Origin of the sequence: Caulobacter flavus, assembly GCF_003722335.1 — a bacterium.
In the GTDB taxonomy this organism is placed as follows: Bacteria; Pseudomonadota; Alphaproteobacteria; order Caulobacterales; family Caulobacteraceae; genus Caulobacter; species Caulobacter flavus.
On the sequence record NZ_CP026100.1, the window covers coordinates 4,126,087 to 4,144,698 of the forward strand.

An 18,612-nucleotide genomic window follows, 5' to 3' on the forward strand; every position below is an offset into this window, starting at 1 on the left:
CCATATTGGCGTTAAAATCCCCCACAACTCCAGTCAAAAAAAGTTCGCAACAAACATACTTCCAGAAACGACGTCAAAAATACTTACTGCCGACCAGATCAGATGAAATCCGATCCAGTCAGCAATACGCATCAAGGCGACGGTCCATGGACGCCCAACCCGGCACATTGCTGGAACTGATCGTCGACCGCGGCCTGATCGGCATGGAGACGTTGTCCCGCGCCATGGCCGTTCAGGCCGAGAGCGGCGAGCGGCTCGACGCGGTGCTGACGCGCCTTGGCCTGGTGTCGGAAGCGGCGCTGACCGAAACGATCGCCGCGGGCGCGGGCCTGCGGATCGCCGGCGCGGAAACACTGGCGAACGCCCGGCCCTTCGCCGGGGTCGCGCCGCGCTTCCTGCGCGAGGCTCACGCCCTGCCGCTTGGCGAGCGCGACGAGGGCGTCGAAGTCGCCTTCGCCGACCCTCTGGATCCCTACCCCAGGCAGGCGCTCGCCTTCGCGCTGGGGCGGCCGGTGATCGCGCTGGCGGCGCGGGCGGGGGACATCGAGACCGCCCTCGACCGGCTGTTCGGCATGGAGGCCAAGCCCGAGACCCCCGACGAGGAGATCGCGGACGAAGCCGATCTCGAGCGGCTCAAGGATATGGCCAGCGACGCGCCCGTGATCCGCGCCGTGAACGGCCTGATCGCGCGGGCCGCCGAGCAGCGCGCCTCGGACATCCATGTCGAGCCGACCGAGGACGCCCTGACGGTGCGCTTCCGCATCGACGGGGCCCTGGTCGAGCAGGACATCCTGCCCAACGCCATCAAGGCCGCCTTCGTCTCCCGGATCAAGGTGCTGGCCAATCTCAACATCGCCGAGCGGCGCCTGCCCCAGGACGGCCGCATGCGGCTGGCCGTGCGAGGCCACGAGATCGACCTGCGGGTCGCCACGGCGCCGACCATCCACGGCGAGAGCGTGGTGATGCGCCTGCTCGATCGCTCGCACCTCTCGCTGGACTTCGCCGCGCTGGGCTTCGACGACGCCATACTGCCGCGGATGCACGAGCTGCTGTCGCGGCCGCACGGCGTGGTGCTGGTGACGGGCCCCACCGGCAGCGGCAAGACCACCACGCTGTATGCGGCGCTGTCTTCGCTGAACACGGCCGACCGCAAGATCCTCACCGTCGAGGACCCTATCGAGTATCGCCTGGGACGGATCGGACAGACCCAGGTCTCGCCGCAGATCGGCCTGACCTTCGCCGCCGCCCTGCGCTCGTTCCTGCGCCAGGATCCGGACGTCATCATGGTCGGCGAGATCCGCGACCTGGAGACCGCCCAGGTCGCGGTCCAGGCGGCCCTGACCGGCCACACCATCCTGTCGACGCTGCACACCAACAGCGCCGCCACCGCGGTCACCCGCCTGATCGACATGGGGGTGGAGCCGTTCCTGATCACCTCCACCCTGAACGGCGTGCTGGGTCAGCGGCTGGTGCGCAAGCTGTGCCAGCACTGCCGGGAGCCCTACGACGCCACGGCCCGGGAGGCGCGCTCGGTGGGCCTGGAGCCGCCGCTGCGCCTGTGGCGCCCCACCGGCTGCCAGACGTGCGGCGGGTCGGGTTTCCAGGGCCGTCTGGCGATCCTGGAACTGCTGCCGATGACGGACGAGATCGCCGGCATGGTGATGAGCCGGGCCGAGGCGCGGGATATCGAACGCGCCGCGACGGCGGCGGGCATGCGCACCATCCTGCGAGACGGCGTGGCCAAGGCGCTGGCCGGGCTGACGACGCTGGACGAGGTCCTGCGCGTGACCAGGGAAAGCTAGGCCATGCCCAGCTTCGCCTATCGCGCCGCCACCGTGGGCGGCCAGCTGCGCAGCGGCGTCATGCAGGGCGCCACGCGCGAGGAGGCACTGGCACGCCTGCGCCAGCAGGGGCTGATGCCGATCGACGCGCAGCTCCAGGGCGGCGGCGAGCGAGGCCCCGCCAGGCTGGGCGGCCAGGCGCGATCGGCCCTGATCAACGCCGTAGGGGAACTGGCCGTGCTTCTGGGCGCGGGACTGTCCCTCGACCGCGCCCTGGCCGTCTGCGTCGAGAACGCCCCGGACCCCACGCTCAGGGCGGCGCTCGCAGACTTGCTCAAGCGCGTCAAGGAAGGCGCCCCCCTCTCGCGGTCCATGGCCGAGGCCAAGGGGCTGTTCTCGCCGATGGCGGTGGCGATGGCGGAATCCGGCGAGGCCAACGGCCGGCTCGACGAGGCCCTGGCGCGCCTGGCCCAGACCATGGAACGGACCGAGGCCCTGCGCCGCACAGTGACCTCGGCCATGGTCTATCCGGCCATGCTGGCGGTGGTGGCCGGCGCGGTCATCTTGATGATGCTGCTGTTCGTCGTGCCGCAGTTCCAGGGCCTGTTCGACAGCGCCGACAACCTCCCCCCGGCCACGCGCTTGGTGCTCGGCGCCAGCGAAGGCCTGCGCCACTACGGCCTGCACGGCCTCGCGGCGCTGATCGCCATTGGCGTGCTGGCCTGGCGTCAGGCCCGCCAGCCTTCGACGCGCCGCGCGCTGGACAAGGCCCTGCTGAGCGCGCCGCGCCTCGGCAACCTGATCAAGGCGGCCGAGACCGCGCGGCTGGCCCGGGTTCTAGGAAGCCTGGCGGCCGGCGGCGTCCCCCTGCCCGCGGCCCTCGAGATCGCCCAGCGGTCGCTGACCAACAGCCACATGGCCGCCGCCATCGCCAAGGTCGCCAACGGTCTGAAGGAAGGCGCAGGCCTATCCCGCCCGCTCGCCGCGACCGGCGTTCTGCCCCCGCTCGCCGTCAGCTTCCTTCGCACCGGCGAGGAGACCGCCCGCCTGCCGCTGATGCTCGAACGCCTGGCCGACGTCCTCGATCGCGACGTCCGCATCGCGCTGGAACGCCTTCTGGCCCTTCTCACCCCCCTGATCACAATCGTTCTGGGGACCGCCGTCGCCGGCATCATCGCCTCGGTGATGTCCGCCATCCTCGGTTTCAACGATCTGGCGCTTTCACAATGACCCCCACCCTCGCCCGCCCCCGCGCCGACGACGACGGCTTCACCCTGCTCGAACTGCTGGTGGTCCTGGCCATACTGGGTCTGCTGGCGGCGATCGTCGCGCCTCAGGCGCTCAAGTACCTGGGCAGCTCGCGGTCCCAGACCGCCAAGGTGCAGATCCAGAACATCTCAGCGGCGCTGGACCTGTACCGCGTGGACCTTGGTCGGCTGCCGACCCAGGAGGAAGGCCTGAAGAGCCTGATGACCGCCCCCGTCTCCGCGGTCGGCTGGAACGGCCCCTACCTGCAGAAGGCGGCGGGCCTCAACGACCCCTGGGGCGAGCCCTACGTCTACAAGGTTCCTGGCGAACACGGCCCCGCCGACGTCTACAGCCTGGGCGCCGACAAGGCCGAGGGCGGCGCCGGGGAGAACGCCGATGTCGGCAACTGGTGACCGGCAAGGCGGCGCCACCCTGATCGAGACCCTGGTCCTGATGTCCGTCGTCGCCCTGATCGGCACGATCGCCTTTCCCAACCTCGACGCGGCGGTCTCGCGCTCGCTGTTCGAGCAGGCCAGGGCCGGCGTGAAGGCCGACCTGCGGATGGCCCGGGCTCAGGCGCTGCGCACCGGTCGCCCCGTGACCCTGACCGCGGCCGACAACGCCGCCGGCTACGGCTGGACCGAAGGGCCGCGGCGCGCCCTGCTGGCCGGCCTGCGCCTGAAGATCGTTCCGGAGACGGTCCGCTTCCTTCCCGACGGCTCGACGACCGGCGGCGTGGTGAGCCTGGCCGACGAGCGGCGTCGCTCGACCTTTCTGGTCGATGCGGCCGGCGGCGTTTCGCAGGTCGCGCCATGACGGCCGCCCGCTCCGCTCGCGAAGACGGCTCGGTGCTGATCGAGTCGCTGATCGCCGCCAGCCTGGTGGCGGCGATCCTGCTGGCGGCCTTCCAGGTGCTGTCGGACAGCGTCCATCGGCGCGAGAAGGTGCAGGACCAGCGTCAGGCCGTCGCCATCGCGCGCTCGCGCCTGGCGGCCGTGGGCAGCGCCCTGCCGGCGACGCCGGGACGCATCGAGGGCGTGGAGGCCGGCTACCTGTGGGCCGTCGCCGTCGAGGCCTGTCCGGACGAGCAACGCAGCGACGCGGGCCTCCTGCGCTGCGTGTCGGTGACGGTGCGCCGCGCGGCGGGCGCCCCGCCCCTGGCCCGACTGACCTCCCGCAAGCTGGTGAGGCCAGACGCCGATGCGCGATGACGGCTTCACGCTGATCGAGGCTCTGGTCAGCCTGGCGGTGCTGGCCTTGCTGAGCTTGACCCTGATCGGGGGCCTGGCCGCGCCGCGAGCGGTGTGGTCGCGACAGGACGCCGGCCTCGACCGGACCGAAGCCGTCGAGACGGCGCAAGGCGTGCTTCGCGAGCGCCTGCAGCGGGCGGTTCCGATCACGATGTACGATCGTCGCCCGCCGGGCCCCGACTTCGACGGCCTGGCCGGCCAGACGCTGTTCATCGCCCCGCCCCCGCAGGCCCAGGCGGGCGACGGTCTGCGCCGCTATCGGCTGAGCCTCGACGCCCAGTCGCGGCTGGTGCTGGAATCGCGCAACCGCATGGCCCTGGACCAGGCGGCCTGGCCCGAGCGGCAAGTGCTCCTGACCGGCGTGCAGGCGATCGACCTGGCCTATTTCGGGTCCGCCCAGCCGGACATAACCCCGCGATGGCGGGCGCGCTGGAGCCAGCAGGAAACGCGCCCCGAGCTCGTCCGCATCCGCGTGTTCTTCCCGCCGGGCGACGCGCGCGTCTGGCCCGAGCTGCTGGTTCAGCCGATCGCCGACATCGACACCGAATGCGATCTGGATCGCGCCTCCAAGCGGTGCAAAGGCCGATGACCCCACAACAGGTTCTGAACGCCGATCTCGGCACGATCGGCCGCTGGCTGGCCGACGGCCTGCGCTGGTGGGGCGAGGAGCTGGCCGCGATGGCCCCGAGCCTGGGCGCGCGCGCGGCCAAGGACCGCTTGGCGGCCGAGATCGACCTGACCGCCGATCCGCCCATCGCGCGCCTGTGGCGGGGGGAGCAGATGATCGACCGGTTCGACGCCCCGCCGTCCAAGCCGCGCCGGGTCGATCTGCGGCTGACGGCGGATCAGGCCCTGGTCCACGACCTGCCGACGCCGGCCCTCGCGTCGGGCGACCTGCGCCGCCTGCTGGCGCTCAATCTCGACCGATATACGCCCTTCGCGCCCGACCAGGTGCACTTCGGCTTCGTCATGCTGGACGCCGCGCCGGACGCGACGATGCGCCGGGCGCGGCTGGCCCTGACGCGGCGGGAGACCGCCGCCGCCCTGCTCGACGCCGCCGAGCGCCTGAAGCTGGAAGTCGGGCGCATGGTCCCCGCGACGGCCGACGGCGGACCCGCGCCGGATCTGGGGCCCGCGGCCCGCGAGGAACGGCAGGGCGGCGCCGGCCGCCGCCGCCTGACCGTGTGGTGGACCGTCTGCGGGGTGCTGGTCGCCGCCAATCTCGCCGCGCTGATCGCCCGCGACATGGCCGAGACCCGTCGCCTTTCGCAGGCGCTCGAGATGCAGCGGCCGACCGTGGCCCTGGTCAACCGGCTCAAGGTCAGCATCGACGGCGAGCGCGCCCAGCGAGAGCGGCTCCTGGCCCGCCGCACCGCCAACGACCCGCTGCGGATCATCGACGCGACGACCCGCGCCATCCCGTCAGGGCAATGGGTGCAGCGCCTGGAATGGAACGGACGCTCGCTGCGGCTGGTCGGCTTCAAGCAATCCGACTTCGACCTCGTGGAGGCGCTGCGGCGCGAGCCGGGCCTGAGCAACCCCCGCTCCCTGTTGTCGGACATGCCCACCCGCGCGCCGAACGGCAAGGAAGCCTTCGACGTCATGGCCGACGCGGGGAAACGGCCATGAAGCCGCTGAGCCCGCGCGAGCGGAAGATCCTCGCCCTGGGACTGCTGGCCGGAGCCGTGGGCCTGGCCTGGCTGCTGATCGCGGCGCCGATCCTGAGCGGGTTCGAGGCCCGCCGTCAGACACGCGAGGTCATGCTCGCCAACTGGAAGCGGAACGAACGGCTGATCGCCTCCGTCCCGGCGATGCGCGACGCCGCGCTGGAGCAGCGCCGGACCAGCCGGCTCTATCACATCACCGCTCCCAGCCAGACCGCCGCGGCCGAGGCTCTCAAGCAAAGACTGGCCGCCGCCCTCACCGAAAGCGGCGGCGTCGTCACCGCCGTGCAGGAGGTGAAGACCAACCTGCCTCCCGGCGCGGTCGGCGCCGGCGCCGACGCCCGCATCACCCTGACCCAACTCGACCAGAGCCTGAGGCGACTGCAAGATGAGCCCCCATACGTCGTCGCCGAGTACGCAATGGTCGGAGCCGACCGCGCCTTCCAGTCCGGGCGCTCGGAGCCGCTGGACGTTCGGATCGAGATTTCGGCTCTCGTCCGCGTTGCCCCGTCGCGGTAACGGCGAGATGCTTCCGGCCCTCGCCTGCGTCGCGCTGGTCCTGGCCCTGATCCACCAGGCCCTGGGACCGGCAGCCTCCCCGCTGGAAGCCGATCCCGGCGGGCTCGCGCCACGCCGGAGCAAGCCGCTCGCGGTCGCCCCCACCCCGCCCTACGCGGCGATCCTGGCCGCCCCGATCTTCGCGCCCAACAGGATCAACGGCGATGCCGGGCTCTCTGCGAACGCGGGCGCCGGCACGGCCGCGCCGGCCGGCAGCCTGTCACTGGTCGGCGTGGCCATAGGGCCGCGTTCGGCCAGCGCCGTGCTTCGGGGAACCGACGGCTCCACCCGCGTCGTGCGGCGCGGCGAGCGGATCGGCGGCTGGCGCGTGGTCGCCGTCAACTCGGCCAGCGTTCGGCTGTCCGGCGCCGAAGGCCCCCTCACCCTTCCCCTGGTCCCCAACGACAAGAGCGTCCAGCCGTGATCGCCAGATCCTCCCTCGCAGCGGGCCTCTGCCTGACGAGTCTGCTCCCCGGCCAGGTTCTGGCCCAGCCCGCCGCCCCGCCTCCCGCCGTGCGCGCCACCGTTCTGCCCGGCCAGGGCGGCTATCCCGCGGCGCCCAGCGTCAGCCGCCCGCCGCCCCGTCCCGGCCCGGTCTCGCTGAACCTTCCCGGGGTCGAGGTGCAGGACTTCGCCAAGGCCGCGCTCGGCGACGCCCTGGGGCTGCGCTACGCCGTCGCCCCGTCCGCCCGAGGCAGGGTGTCGCTGGTCACGCCGCGCGCCGTGGCCGCCGCCGACGCCCTGGGGCTGATCGAGGAAGCCCTGCGCAACGCAGGGCTAGCCCTCGTCCTGTCCGGCGGCGTCTACACCGTCACGCCCCTGGCCGAGGCGCGCGGCCAGTCGGCCGCCTTGGACGCCTCGCAGCCCGGCTACGGCTCGGAGGTCATCGCCCTGAGCTTCGCCAACGCCGAGGAGCTGCGCAAGCTGCTGGAACCGATCGCGCCGGGCGTGATCGTGGCCGCCGACGCCCCCGGCAGGACGCTGACCATCGCCGGCTCCACCGGCCAGCGAAGGACGGTTCGCGACCTCGTCCAGCAGTTCGACGTCGATTGGCTGCGCGGCATGAGCTTCGCGCTCTACGTGCCGCAGAACACCGACGCCCGGCTGATCGCGCCCGAACTAGAGAAGCTGATCAACGCCCCCGGCGCGCCCACGGCCGGCATGGTGCGGTTGCTGGCGATGGAGCGCCTGAACGGCATAATCGCCATTTCGGCCCAAAGGCAGTACCTCGACGACGTCAAGCGCTGGATCGAGGTGCTCGACCACGAGGGCCGCTCGAACGAACGCCGGCTCTATGTCTACCGGGTGCAGAACGGTCGCGCGGCGGACCTGGCCAAGGTCCTGGCGGCCGCATTCGGCGGCGAGGCGGCCGGCGCCGCCGAAGGGGCCACGATCGCGGGCGACCAGCGCTCGGGCGGCCTCATCGCCCAGATGCAGAACGCGCAGAGCGCTTCGGCGAGCGGGCAGACCCTGCCAGGCCAGGCTCCGACGCCAGCGGCCCAGTCGATGCGCATGGGCGGACTGGACGCCCAGCTGACGATCACCAGCGACGAAACCAACAACGCGATCGTCGCCTTCGCCACGCCGCGCGAATACGCCATCCTGGAAGACGCCCTGCGCAAGCTGGACGTGGTGCCCATGCAGGTGATGATCGAGGTGGCGATCACCGAGGTCACCCTGAACGACGCGCTGCGCTACGGCAGCCAGTGGTTCTTCAAGGTCAACGGCAACCAGTACGGCCTGAGCCAGGGCGAGACCGCCACGCCCGCCCCGACCTTCCCCGGCTTCACCTACGGGCTGCGCACCGGCTCGGTGACGGCGGCGATCAGCGCTCTCTCGAACGTCACTCACGTGGAGGTGCTGTCCGCGCCCAACCTGCTGGTCATCAACAACCAGACCGCGTCGCTCGAGGTCGGCGACCAGGTGCCGATCTCGACGGGCTCGGCGGTGAACAACGTCTCGCTGGTCAGCGGCATCGACTATCGCGACACCGGGGTGCTGATGAAGGTGACGCCGCGGGTCAACAGCGGCGGGCTGGTGCTGCTGGACATCGCTCAGGAGGTCAGCGACGTGTCGCCGACCGCCAGCTCCAAGATCGACTCGCCGACCATCTCGGTCCGCAAGGTGGCCACCTCCATCGCCGTGCAGGACGGCCAGACGATCGCCCTGGGCGGCCTGATCCGCGACAACGCTAACAAGGCCCGAAGCGGCGTGCCGATCCTGGGCGCGGCGCCGATCGTGGGCGCCTTGTTCGGCTCGCGCGACAACAAGCGGCTGCGGACGGAGCTGCTGGTGCTGCTGACACCGCACGTCATCCGCAACACCGCCGAGGCCGACGACGTCGCCGAGGAACTGCGGCGCAAGATCCGCGCGATCTCGCCCAAGCCCCCCAAGTTCGAGCCGTGAAGCCCGCCAGGAACGACGACGGCTTCGCCCTGGTGGCGGCGCTGGGCGCGCTGATGCTGTTCGCATACCTGTCCTACACCGTCCTCGCCGCGGACCGGGCGGCGATCGCCGGACTGGACGCCAGCCTCGTGCGGGCGCGGCTGGAGGCGGCCGCCGACGCGGGCGTGGCCACCGCAGTCCACGGCATGGGCGCGCGAGACGACGATCGGCGCTGGCCGTTGAACGTGGCGCCGCGCGATCTGGCGGTCGGCGACGACATGGTGACGATCACCCTCGAGGACGAGCTGGCCAAGGCGCCGCTGAACGCGCTTTCGGAGGGCAGCGTGCGCAGGATGTTCGCGGCGGCCGGCGCCGGCGGCCCGGAGCTGGATCGGGCGGTCGCCGGTTTCGTCGCCTGGCGCGGCGGGGTCGTCCGGCCCGAGGCGCCCCGCCCCCTCGACTACGCCGCACGCGGTCTGCGCCCGATCTTCGGCCGCTTCGTCGCGATCGACGAACTCGCTCTCATCCCCGGCGTCCGCCAGGCATGGGTGGAACGGCTGCGTCCGGCCGTGACGGTCTACGGCAACGGCCGCGATTTCGAGGCCCGCTCGGCTTCGCCGCTGACCTTGCGGATCATGCGGGAGAGCGGCGATCTGTCTCCCGACGCCATCAAGCAGGGCTGGGCGGCCGCGGGGCAGCGTCCCAGGACGGAAATCGCGCCGCGCCAGGACTATGTCGGCCGGCCCGTCATGGTGAGAGCCATGGCCCGCAACGCGCGCGGCGACCGTTTCGAACGCGCCGTGATCGTCGAGTTCACCGGCGACGAGCGCCGTCCGTACTGGATCCGCGCTCTTGGCGCCCCCTAGACCCGTCCTGCCAGACGCAGGGACCAGACGATCCAGAAGCCCAGCCCCAAGGCTGGTCCGAACGCCAGGGGTCGCGACAGGCTCGCCGCGCCGCGCCCGACGACGCGGACCCCGATCAGGGCCAAGGCCAGGGCGCAGGACGTCAGCACGACCAGCGGCAGCGGCTCCCAGCCCAACCACGCGCCGGCGGCGGCCAGCAGCTTGGCGTCGCCAAGACCGATCCCCTTGCGCCGCCGCAGCCGCCGATAGGCGCCCGCCAGCGCGGCGATGACCAGATAGCCGACCGCCGCACCGACCAGCCGAGGCCCGATCGGCGCGCCCGCCTCCAGCGCCCAGACGATACCGGCCGCCGCCAGCGGGAGGGTCACGACATCCGGAAGCCGGAAATCCGCGATGTCGACGAGGCTCAGGGTCAGCAGCGCCGCCAGGAGTCCGATCGAGGCGGCGACGGCCATGGGATCGGGCGCGACCGACAGGGTCCATGGCAGGAGGACGGCGCCGGCGAGCATCGACGCCCACGTCGGGGCCGTCGCCTGCGAGAACGTCAGGCGCCTGGCGACGCGATCGGCGACCAGACCCGCCAGGCCGCCGACCAGGCAACCGCCCGCGACCACAAGCATCGGCGCCCCCACGACATGATCGCCCACTAATCTGTTAGACAACCGATGCATCGTTCGCATGACATCCGCTCGCTCCAGGAACAGGCCGCCCCTTCCGCATGTCAGTTCGCCTCCAGACATACCGCCCTCCGAAACACGGAACGGCGGCCTGCCTGTTTCTCTGCCTGCTGACCGCGCCCCACGCTCCTCACGCCGCCACGCCGGGCCGCGCGGCGGCGAACCGTTCAGAAGCGCGCGTGCGCTACGACATTCCACCGCAGCCGCTGAGCACGGCGGTCGAGGCCTATGCCGCGGCGAGCGGATTGCAGGTGCTGTACGATCGGCCGCCGGACCGGTCGGCGCGCTCGACCGGGGTAAAGGGCCTGCTGACCCGGCGGGAAGCCCTGGAACGGCTGCTGGCCGGATCCGGAATGAAGGGGCGCTTCTCGGCGGACGGCGACGTGCTGCTGGCGCCGATCGGAACGGCGGCCGCCGCTCCCGTCGAACGTCCGCGCGCGGAGGCGCCCCTGCTGGAACTGGACACCTTGCAGGTCGAGGCCCCGTTGCTGCCGGCGCACGTCAGTCCGCCCGCGACCTGGCCGCTCTACGGCAGCGTGATCCAGCAGACGGTGCAGAGGGCGCTGCGGGCCGACCGGCGGACCGCCCTTGGCGACTACTCGTCAGTTCTGCGCCTGTGGGTGACGCCGGCCGGGCGCATCGCCCAGGTCGCCCCGGCCGTTTCCAGCGGCGACCCCGCCCGCGACACCCTGCTATCGGAAGTGCTGGCGGGCCTGATGCTGCCTTCACCGCCGCCCCAGGGCATGCCGCAGCCGATTACGATCCGTGTCCGATCCTCGTCCGGACGTTGAAATTTGCGCCATGAGCGTCACACGAGCGTCGCAGGCGGTATGATATCGCTGTGCGGTGACGGCTTTCCACGCCCATGATCCGGCGCTTTCCCCATCGCCCCCCGCGATGGAGGGGCCACGACGCGCGCGTTCGCGCCGCGTGTCGCCCAAGACCCTGGCCATCGGCTGTTCGGTCTGCGTTCACGTGCTGTCGCTGCTTTCGCTGATCAGGACGCCCCCTGGCGACAACCTGCCGATGTCGCCGGCGCAGGAGGCGACGGCCGTCGAGCTCAGCCTGGTCGAGCCCTCCCAGCTGGACGCCTCGCCGCCGTCGGCCTCGATCGCGCCACGTCCCCGGACCGCCTCGGTCGACGCGCCGCCGCCTCCCGAGATCTTCGTCGCCGAAACCGCCCCGCCCGGCGCGCCCAGAGGCGAGGCCGCGCAGAACCGCGAAGCCGTCGAGGCGACCGGCGCCGCCAGGACCGGCGCGGCCGAAGCGCATGATCCGGGCCAGCAGGACGCCAGTCGCGAGTATTGCCGCCAACTGCTGGCGCACATCCGCCTCTACCGACGCTATCCCGACGCCGCCAGCCAGGAGCGGACCGGCGGCGCGGTGCAACTGCTCTTCGGCCTCAGCCGCGACGGCGCGGTCACCGACGTGCGCATCGTGCGCACTTCAGGCGTCTCCGCCCTCGACGACGCGGCCGTGGCCACCGTGCTGCGCGCCCAGCCCCTGCCCCCCATTCCCGCGACCCTGCCGGATCGCCTGACGGTCCAGCTTCCGGTCTCCTTCATGCCCGCTTGATCGACCGCATTGACGCCACGAGTTGATAAGATCTAAACCCACCATCTTAAGTCGTATCCCGCTGGCCATGCCGAGTAGCCGAGCACCCGATGTCCGACACATGGGCCACACTGCGTAGAAGACTGCTTTCCCGATACGACGAATTCGTCCGAAGACTGACGAAGCGTTTCGGATCCGCCGACCTCGCCCGCGAGGTCGTGCACGAGACCTACATGCGATTTGAGCGCGTCGGCGGCGACATGCCGATCCACAATCCCGACGGCTACATCTTCCGGACGGCGATCAACATCGCCAAGAACAAAGGCGTCGTCGAAAGGCGCTACCTGAACTTCGATGAAATCGAGACCCTGGCCGGCCTGCCCGACGATGCTCCCGACCCCGCCCGCGTGGCCGAGGCCCGTTCGGAAATGGCGCTCATGCAGCGGGCTCTCGCCCAGTTGCCCTCCCGGCGCCGCGAGATCTTCGAAGCCTCCTGGGTGGACGAGGTGCCGCACGCGGACCTGGCCGCGCGATACGGCGTGCACCTGCGCACCATCCAGCGGGAGCTCGAGCAGGCCACCTCGTTCGTCCGCACGTTCTGCAAGGAAAATGCCCCTGCGGAACGTCGCATTTCGCCCGCTCGATTGTCTTCCTCCTAGAGCTGTTATGAATTGCGAGCTTTGACCCGCCGGCGACGCCGGCGTCGAGAGACCATGCGGACACGATGAGCGCTCCCATTACCGACTCAGCAGCGCTCGATCCGATCGAGGCTCGCGGCCTGGAGTGGATCAACCGAGCGCTCTCCGGGCAGATGACGCCGGAGGAGGTCGACGAGCTCGCCCGCTGGCGCGCGGAAAAGCCCGACCACGAGGCCGCCTTCGTCGAGGCCGTGCGTTTTCGCCGAGCGGTGCGCGACGCCGTGCTGGAAGCCCGCGCCCAACCGTGCGCCCCCAGCACGGCTTCCGAGACCGCGCTCCGCCCGCCCCGCGCCGCACGCAAGGCGACGATGTCGCGTCGCGCCATGATCGGTGGAAGCATCGCCGCCTCGGTGGTCGGCGGCTACGCCGTGCTAAGGTCGTCCGACGACATCTGGTCGGCCGCGACGGGCGACCGGCCTGACTATCGCGTCGACAAGGGCCAGCGCCGCAGCATCGCCGTGGCCAGCGGCGTGTCGGCCGAGTTCAACACCCAGACCCGCGCGTCGGTCGACCAGACCGCGCGAGGCGCCGAGATCAAGCTGATTTCCGGCGAGGCCGCCGTGGCCGCCCGCACGCCCGTGGTGATCAAGGCCGGGCTCGGCGAAACCTCCACCCGCGACGGCCGCGTCAACGTGCGCCAGGACGGCGCGACCGTATGCGTCACCTGCATCGCTGGCGAGGCGCGGGTCGCGCGTGGCGGCCAGGCCGTGACGCTGACCAGCGGCAGCCAGGTCGTCTACGATCGCAAGGGCCTCGGAGGCGTCCACAGCGTGGACCCCGGCGTCGCCGTCAGCTGGCTGAGCGGCCTTCTGGTCTTCCGCGACGCGCCGCTGCAGCAGGTGGTCGACGAGATCAACCGCTACCGCCGCGGACGGATCGTGCTCGTCGACCCGGCGCTTGGCCGTCGACCGGTCTATGGCGTCTTCCAGATCAGCCGGATCGACGGCGCCGCCGAACAGGTGCGCCGCCTGACCGGCGCCAAGATCACCCGGTTGCCGGGCGGACTGGTGCTGGTCAGCTAGACTGACGCAAAAAGTTCACGACAAATCCTGTCGCCCCTCCCGCCGTTCCTTGTCTTCTTCCATGACGGAAGATGAGAACAGCCCATCAGGCGGCCAACCTGGTGACTAGGATCGTTGCGGAAATATCCGCACGGATCCGCACAGCTATACTCGTCTAATCCGAAAATCGAATTGCATACAGCGCCACTTCAGCGGGCGCTTACTTGCGCGTTCATCCGCGCAGGAGATCGAGTATTGAAAGCCGGCGCGCTTTGCCGGCTTTCCGTCGGGGGATGAGTTTAGGTGCGCAAGCTTCCAGGGGCAGTATCGGCCAGTCGATGGCGCATGTCGTCTCGGGCGAAGGCGCGGCATGCCTGGCTGGCGGTCGCGGGAAGCCTGGCCGCGCTCTCGGCCGCCGGGGCCAACGCCCAGGAAAACGCTCCGGACCCGTCCGAACCGCGCTTCGACATCAACGCCATCGACGTCGAGGGCGCGAGCCTGCTCGACCAGGCAAGCCTGGAACTGGCGATCTATCCTCACCTCGGCCCCGGGCGCACGCGCGCCGACGTGGCGGCCGCCCAGCAGGCGCTCGAAGCGGCCTATCACGCCAAGGGCTATCAGTCGGTCGTGGTCGAGGTGCCGCGCCAGACCGTGGCCGAGGGCGTGGTGCGGCTGAAGGTGGTCGAGACCCCGATCGGCCGCGTCCGCGTCACCGGCTCGAAATACTCGGCCCTGGACGAGGTGCGCAAAGCCATACCCTCGCTGTCCGAGGGCAAGGTGGCCGACTTCAACCAGGCCCAGGCCGAGATCACCGAGGCCAACCGGCTGCCCGGCCGCCAGGTGACCCCCCTCGTCCGCCCAGGCGCTGCCCCCGGCACGCTGGACGTCGACCTTCAGGTCACCGACCAGTCCCCCTTGCACGGCTCGCTCGAGGTGAACAACGACCGCAGCGCCTCGACCAAGTCCCTGCGCCTGAACACCAACCTGCGCTACGAGAACCTCTGGCAGAAGGGACACACCCTCTCGCTGACCTATCTCGTCGCGCCCGAGCGGCCCGACGACTCCCAGGTCTATGCCGCCTCCTACGTCGCTCCGATCTGGAACACGCCGTGGAGCGTGCTGGCTTACGCCTTCAAGTCGGACAGCGACGTGGCCACGATCGGCGGCGTCAACGTGCTCGGCCAGGGCGCGACGGTGGGCCTGCGCGGCATCTACCAGTTCGCGAGCTTTCACGACATCAGCCAGAGCCTCTCGGTCGGCGTCGACTACAAGCACTTCTACGACCTGGCGCGACTGGCCGACGAGAAGGTCAGCCCCGGCCGGGTCGACTACTGGCCGCTGACGGCGACCTACACCCTGCGCCGGCAGGCCAAGTCGGTCACGACGGCCAGCCTCTCGGTCACGGCCAACATGCGCGGCCTCGGCGACGACGACGACGGGTTCCAGACCAAGCGCCTCGACGCCCGGGCCAACTTCGTCCACGTCAACGTCGAGCTGGAGCAGTTGCAACCCCTGCCTCTGGGCCTGCAGCTCAACAGCCGGTTCTCGGGCCAGATCTCCGACAGTCCGCTGGTCTCCAGCGAGCAGTTCTCGGCCGGCGGCGCCTCCAGCGTCCGCGGCTTCCTGGCGGCCGAGACCCTGGGCGACAACGGCGTGAACCTGTCGTTCGAGCTGCGCAGCCCGGCGCTTCTGGACAGCCATCCCAAGCTGCTGCGCGACTGGCGGGCCTACGGCTTCGTCGACGCCGCCAGCCTCTGGGTGCTCGCCCCCGACGTCGACCAGAAGCAGGACATGCTGATCTACAGCGCCGGCCTGGGAACACGCTTCCAGCTGCTCGAGCGCCTGAACGGCGACATCGTCGCCGCCTTCCCCCTCAAGAACGGGCCCACCCGCCGCGGCGGCGGAGACCGGGCCTACGTCAACTTCAGCCTGAAAGCGGAGTTCTAGAATGCGTCCCTCGGCGAGCGCCCCCCGCAGGGCCGCGCGACTCCTCATGGCGGCCCTCGGCCTCGTGGCGGCCATGGCCGCCGCCACCGTCCCCACCAGCGCCCTGGCCTGGTGGAAGAAGGAATGGCCCTATCGCATCCGCCTCGACCTCGACACCACGCCCAAGGGCCTGGAACTGAAGGGCGACGCGGGCCGCTCGCCCGTGCTGGTGCGGCTGCACAGCGGCAACTTCAACTTCGCCGACGCCGCCCCGAACGGATCCGACATCCGCATCATCTCGGGCGACGACAAGACGCCCCTGGCCTTCCACGTCGAGAGCTTCGACCCGCTGCTGGGCGTGGGCCTGGTGTGGATCGACGCCCCCCAGGTGAAGGCGGGCGCCAATCAGTCGATCTGGCTGTACTACGGCGCCAAGGACGCCGCCGCCGGCGGCGACGCCAAGGGCACGTTCGATCCGGACTACACCGCCGTCTATCACTTCGACGGCGCCCGCGACGCGCCGCCCAAGGACGTCACGGCCTACAACAACATCGCCCAGACCGCCCCGGCGACGATCGAGGACGCCTCGGCGATCGGCGCCGGCGCGCAGTTCATCGGCGCCGGTCCGATGATCGTGGCCGGCTCGCCCTCGCTGGCGACCAAGGCCGGCGGCCCGTTCACCTTCAGCGCCTGGGTCCGCCCTGACGAGCTGCAGCCGCGCGCGGCGGTGCTCGCCCGTCGCGACGGCGCCGGCGCCCTGGCCGTGGGCCTGGACAACGGCGTGCCCTTCGTCGAAGTCGGCGGCCAGACGATCAACGCCGCCGCCCCCCTGACCCAGGGCCGCTGGAGCCACCTGGCGGTCGTCGCCGACGGCGCGACCGTCAGCCTCTATGTCGACGGCAAGCCGGCGGGCCAGGCTTCGGCCGCCCTGCCCGCCTTGTCGGGCCCTATCGCCCTCGGCGGCGACCTGCCGGAAGGCGGCCTCCAGCCGCTGAAGGCCGGCATGGACGAGGTGCGGTTCTCGCGCGTGGCGCGCTCCGCCGCCCAGATCCAGCTCGACGCCGCCTCGCAGGGGCCGGACGCCCGGCTGATCGCCTTCGTCGTCGACGAGAAGCAGTCCGGCATGGGCTTTGGCCACTTCGGCGTGATCATCAAGTCGGTCACCGTCGACGCCTGGGTCGTCATCGCCATCCTCAGCATCATGGCCGCGGCGTCGTGGTGGGTGATGTGGAGCAAGACCCGCTTCGTCAACGCGTCGGACCGCGCCAACGAGCGCTTCCTGAGCCAGTTCCGCGACCATGGCGAGGACATGCTGGCCATGACCCGCCTCGACCCGGCCGAAGCCCGCAAGTTGCGCGAGTCCTCGGTGCTGCGGCTCTACCAGGCCGGAGCCGACGAGATCGTGCGCCGCTCGCGCGGCCCGGGACGCCTGGTGCTGCGCGCCGAGGCCGTCCAGGTGATCCGCGCCTTGATGGACGCGGCCTATGTCCGCGAGACCCAGAAGCTGGCCAAGGCCATGGTGCTGCTGACGATCTCGATCTCGGGCGGCCCGTTCCTTGGGCTGCTGGGCACGGTGGTCGGGGTGATGATCACCTTCGCGGCCATCGCCGAAGCCGGCGACGTCAACGTCAACGCCATCGCGCCCGGCATCTCGGCCGCCCTGCTGGCCACCGTGGCCGGCCTTGGCGTCGCGATCCCGGCGCTGTTCGGATACAACTACATCCTCACGCGCAACAAGGCCGTGCAGGCGAACATGCAAGTGTTCGTCGACGAGTTCATCACCCGCATCTCCGAGCAATACAGCGACCAGGGCTACGCCCAGGCCGCCGAATAGCTGGCGCGTCCAAGGAGATACGGCCATGCAGGTCCAAGACGAAGACAAGCCCTACGACGACATCAACATCACCCCGATGCTCGACCTGGCCTACGTGCTGCTGGTGATCTTCATCATCATGACGACGGCCTCGGTGCAAGGCATCAAGGTCGACCTGCCCAAGGCGAGCACCTCGGCGAGCCTGGCCAAGCCCAAGACCAAGGCCATCACCGTCAACAACAACGGCGACGTGTTCCTGGACGCCTACCCGGTGACGATGGCGGACCTGGAGGAGCGGCTGCGGACAGCCAAGGCCGCCGAGCCCGATTTCCCGGTCGTGGTCAAGGGCGACGCCGCCGTCCAGTACCAGAAGGTGATGGACGTGCTGGACCTGCTGCGCCGGCTGGAGCTCAACCAGGTCGGCCTGGTCACCGGCCGCGCCGAGAAGGGCTGAGGTCGTGCCGCCCATCGAGCCTGCCCGGACCAGCTGGCCGGAGCGCCTGCGCGGCGTCGCCCGCGTGGCCGTGCCCGTGGCGGTCGTCGCGGTCATCGCGATCGGCGTCTGGCGACTGGCGACAGACACGTCGGGCGCGCGGCGCGAGACCGCCCCGCCCCCGCTCGTGGCGCTGACCCCGCCGCCTCCGCCGCCTCCGCCGCCGCCCAAGGAGCGGCCGCCCGAGCCGGAGAAGACGGTCGTGGAGACGTCCGTTCCGTCGCCCACGCCCAAGCCCGAGCCCGCACCCAAGTCCGACGCGCCCAAGCAGCTGACCATCAACGGTCCGCCCCAGGCCGGAGCCGACGCGTTCGGCGTGGCCGCGGGCCGTGGCGGCGGCGTGGCCGTAGGCGGCGATCCGAACGGGTCGGACAAGCCCGGCGGCGCGGGCGGCGGCTTCGCCGAAGCCGGCTACGCCCGCTACCTGGACGGCGTGCTGCAACGCGCCGTTCAGGCCGACAACCGCATCAACCGCCTGGCCTTCACCGCCCAGGTGCAGATCTGGATCCGACCCGACGGCGCGATCGCCCGCGTCGAGATTCTCCGCTCCAGCGGCGACGAGCGCACCGACAAGACGCTGATCGCCGCCATCCAGTCCGTCGGCCGCGTCGATCAGGCGCCGCCGCCGCAAATCAGGTTCCCGGCCCGCGTGGTCCTTCGAGGTCGCAAGACATGACCTCGCCCGCCATCCGCAAGCC

Annotated in this window: 20 protein-coding genes; 19 read left to right on the top strand and 1 reads right to left on the bottom strand. The window is 70.9% G+C overall.

Annotated elements, in window-relative coordinates:
- The first annotated feature begins 146 nt into the window (after positions 1–146).
- Genes C1707_RS18780 through C1707_RS18820 form a run of 11 tightly spaced genes read left to right on the top strand, consistent with a single transcriptional unit; the run spans position 147 to position 9,752 of the window.
- Positions 147–1,802 (top strand): GspE/PulE family protein, encoded by a 1,656-nt coding sequence (locus tag C1707_RS18780; protein ID WP_101715408.1) that lies wholly within the window; start codon positions 147–149, stop codon positions 1,800–1,802.
- Between the two features lie 3 nt (positions 1,803–1,805).
- Positions 1,806–3,011: a type II secretion system F family protein gene (locus C1707_RS18785; protein ID WP_101715407.1), complete on the top strand. Its 1,206-nt coding sequence runs from the start codon at positions 1,806–1,808 to the stop codon at positions 3,009–3,011.
- Positions 3,008–3,442 carry a type II secretion system major pseudopilin GspG gene (gspG, locus tag C1707_RS18790; protein WP_101715406.1) on the top strand — a complete coding sequence of 145 codons (435 nt, stop codon included), beginning with the start codon at positions 3,008–3,010 and terminating at the stop codon, positions 3,440–3,442. The genes C1707_RS18785 and gspG overlap by 4 nt, the downstream gene beginning before the upstream one ends.
- Positions 3,426–3,845 (top strand): GspH/FimT family pseudopilin, encoded by a 420-nt coding sequence (locus C1707_RS18795; protein ID WP_101715405.1) that lies wholly within the window; start codon positions 3,426–3,428, stop codon positions 3,843–3,845. The genes gspG and C1707_RS18795 overlap by 17 nt, the downstream gene beginning before the upstream one ends.
- Complete coding sequence (locus C1707_RS18800) at positions 3,842–4,240, top strand: hypothetical protein (RefSeq protein ID WP_101715404.1); 399 nt, start codon at positions 3,842–3,844, stop codon at positions 4,238–4,240. The genes C1707_RS18795 and C1707_RS18800 overlap by 4 nt, the downstream gene beginning before the upstream one ends.
- Positions 4,230–4,868 carry a prepilin-type N-terminal cleavage/methylation domain-containing protein gene (locus tag C1707_RS18805; RefSeq protein ID WP_101715403.1) on the top strand — a complete coding sequence of 213 codons (639 nt, stop codon included), beginning with the start codon at positions 4,230–4,232 and terminating at the stop codon, positions 4,866–4,868. Before C1707_RS18800 ends, C1707_RS18805 begins: the two co-directional genes overlap by 11 nt.
- Positions 4,865–5,908 (top strand): PilN domain-containing protein, encoded by a 1,044-nt coding sequence (locus tag C1707_RS26250; protein WP_164467395.1) that lies wholly within the window; start codon positions 4,865–4,867, stop codon positions 5,906–5,908. The genes C1707_RS18805 and C1707_RS26250 overlap by 4 nt, the downstream gene beginning before the upstream one ends.
- Positions 5,905–6,462, top strand: a complete 558-nt coding sequence (gene gspM, locus C1707_RS18810; RefSeq protein WP_164467396.1) for a type II secretion system protein GspM — start codon at positions 5,905–5,907, stop codon at positions 6,460–6,462. The genes C1707_RS26250 and gspM overlap by 4 nt, the downstream gene beginning before the upstream one ends.
- Positions 6,463–6,469: 7 nt before the next feature.
- Positions 6,470–6,925, top strand: a complete 456-nt coding sequence (locus C1707_RS26255; protein ID WP_164467397.1) for a hypothetical protein — start codon at positions 6,470–6,472, stop codon at positions 6,923–6,925.
- Positions 6,922–8,907, top strand: a complete 1,986-nt coding sequence (gspD, locus tag C1707_RS18815; protein WP_164467398.1) for a type II secretion system secretin GspD — start codon at positions 6,922–6,924, stop codon at positions 8,905–8,907. The genes C1707_RS26255 and gspD overlap by 4 nt, the downstream gene beginning before the upstream one ends.
- Positions 8,904–9,752 (top strand): type II secretion system protein GspK, encoded by an 849-nt coding sequence (locus C1707_RS18820; RefSeq protein WP_101715400.1) that lies wholly within the window; start codon positions 8,904–8,906, stop codon positions 9,750–9,752. The genes gspD and C1707_RS18820 overlap by 4 nt, the downstream gene beginning before the upstream one ends.
- Here C1707_RS18820 and C1707_RS18825 read toward each other — a convergent pair.
- The gene (locus C1707_RS18825) at positions 9,749–10,372 is read right to left on the bottom strand and encodes a prepilin peptidase (RefSeq protein ID WP_164467399.1); all 624 of its coding nucleotides are present in this window, start codon (positions 10,370–10,372) and stop codon (positions 9,749–9,751) included. The two genes, C1707_RS18820 and C1707_RS18825, sit on opposite strands and share 4 nt — an antisense overlap.
- Positions 10,373–10,608: 236 nt before the next feature.
- Here C1707_RS18825 and C1707_RS18830 point away from each other — a divergent pair, with 236 nt between their 5' ends.
- The 8 genes from C1707_RS18830 (at position 10,609) to C1707_RS18865 (ending at position 18,590) form a co-directional block, all read left to right on the top strand.
- Positions 10,609–11,220, top strand: a complete 612-nt coding sequence (locus C1707_RS18830) for an STN domain-containing protein (protein ID WP_101715398.1) — start codon at positions 10,609–10,611, stop codon at positions 11,218–11,220.
- Between the two features lie 139 nt (positions 11,221–11,359).
- Positions 11,360–12,004: an energy transducer TonB family protein gene (locus C1707_RS18835; RefSeq protein ID WP_101715397.1), complete on the top strand. Its 645-nt coding sequence runs from the start codon at positions 11,360–11,362 to the stop codon at positions 12,002–12,004.
- Between the two features lie 89 nt (positions 12,005–12,093).
- Positions 12,094–12,642 carry an RNA polymerase sigma factor gene (locus C1707_RS18840; protein WP_101715396.1) on the top strand — a complete coding sequence of 183 codons (549 nt, stop codon included), beginning with the start codon at positions 12,094–12,096 and terminating at the stop codon, positions 12,640–12,642.
- 65 nt (positions 12,643–12,707) lie between these two features.
- On the top strand, positions 12,708–13,703 hold the full coding sequence (locus tag C1707_RS18845) for a FecR family protein (RefSeq protein WP_101715395.1): 996 nt from the start codon (positions 12,708–12,710) through the stop codon (positions 13,701–13,703).
- Positions 13,704–14,027: 324 nt separating this feature from the next.
- On the top strand, positions 14,028–15,629 hold the full coding sequence (locus C1707_RS18850; protein ID WP_101715394.1) for a ShlB/FhaC/HecB family hemolysin secretion/activation protein: 1,602 nt from the start codon (positions 14,028–14,030) through the stop codon (positions 15,627–15,629).
- 46 nt (positions 15,630–15,675) lie between these two features.
- Positions 15,676–17,442, top strand: a complete 1,767-nt coding sequence (locus tag C1707_RS18855) for a DUF2341 domain-containing protein (protein WP_101715393.1) — start codon at positions 15,676–15,678, stop codon at positions 17,440–17,442.
- Positions 17,443–17,467: 25 nt separating this feature from the next.
- Entirely contained in the window at positions 17,468–17,875 is a 408-nt protein-coding gene (locus C1707_RS18860; RefSeq protein ID WP_101715392.1) for an ExbD/TolR family protein, read from the top strand.
- Positions 17,876–17,879: 4 nt separating this feature from the next.
- Positions 17,880–18,590 (top strand): TonB family protein, encoded by a 711-nt coding sequence (locus C1707_RS18865; protein ID WP_101715391.1) that lies wholly within the window; start codon positions 17,880–17,882, stop codon positions 18,588–18,590.
- Positions 18,591–18,612: the final 22 nt, after the last annotated feature.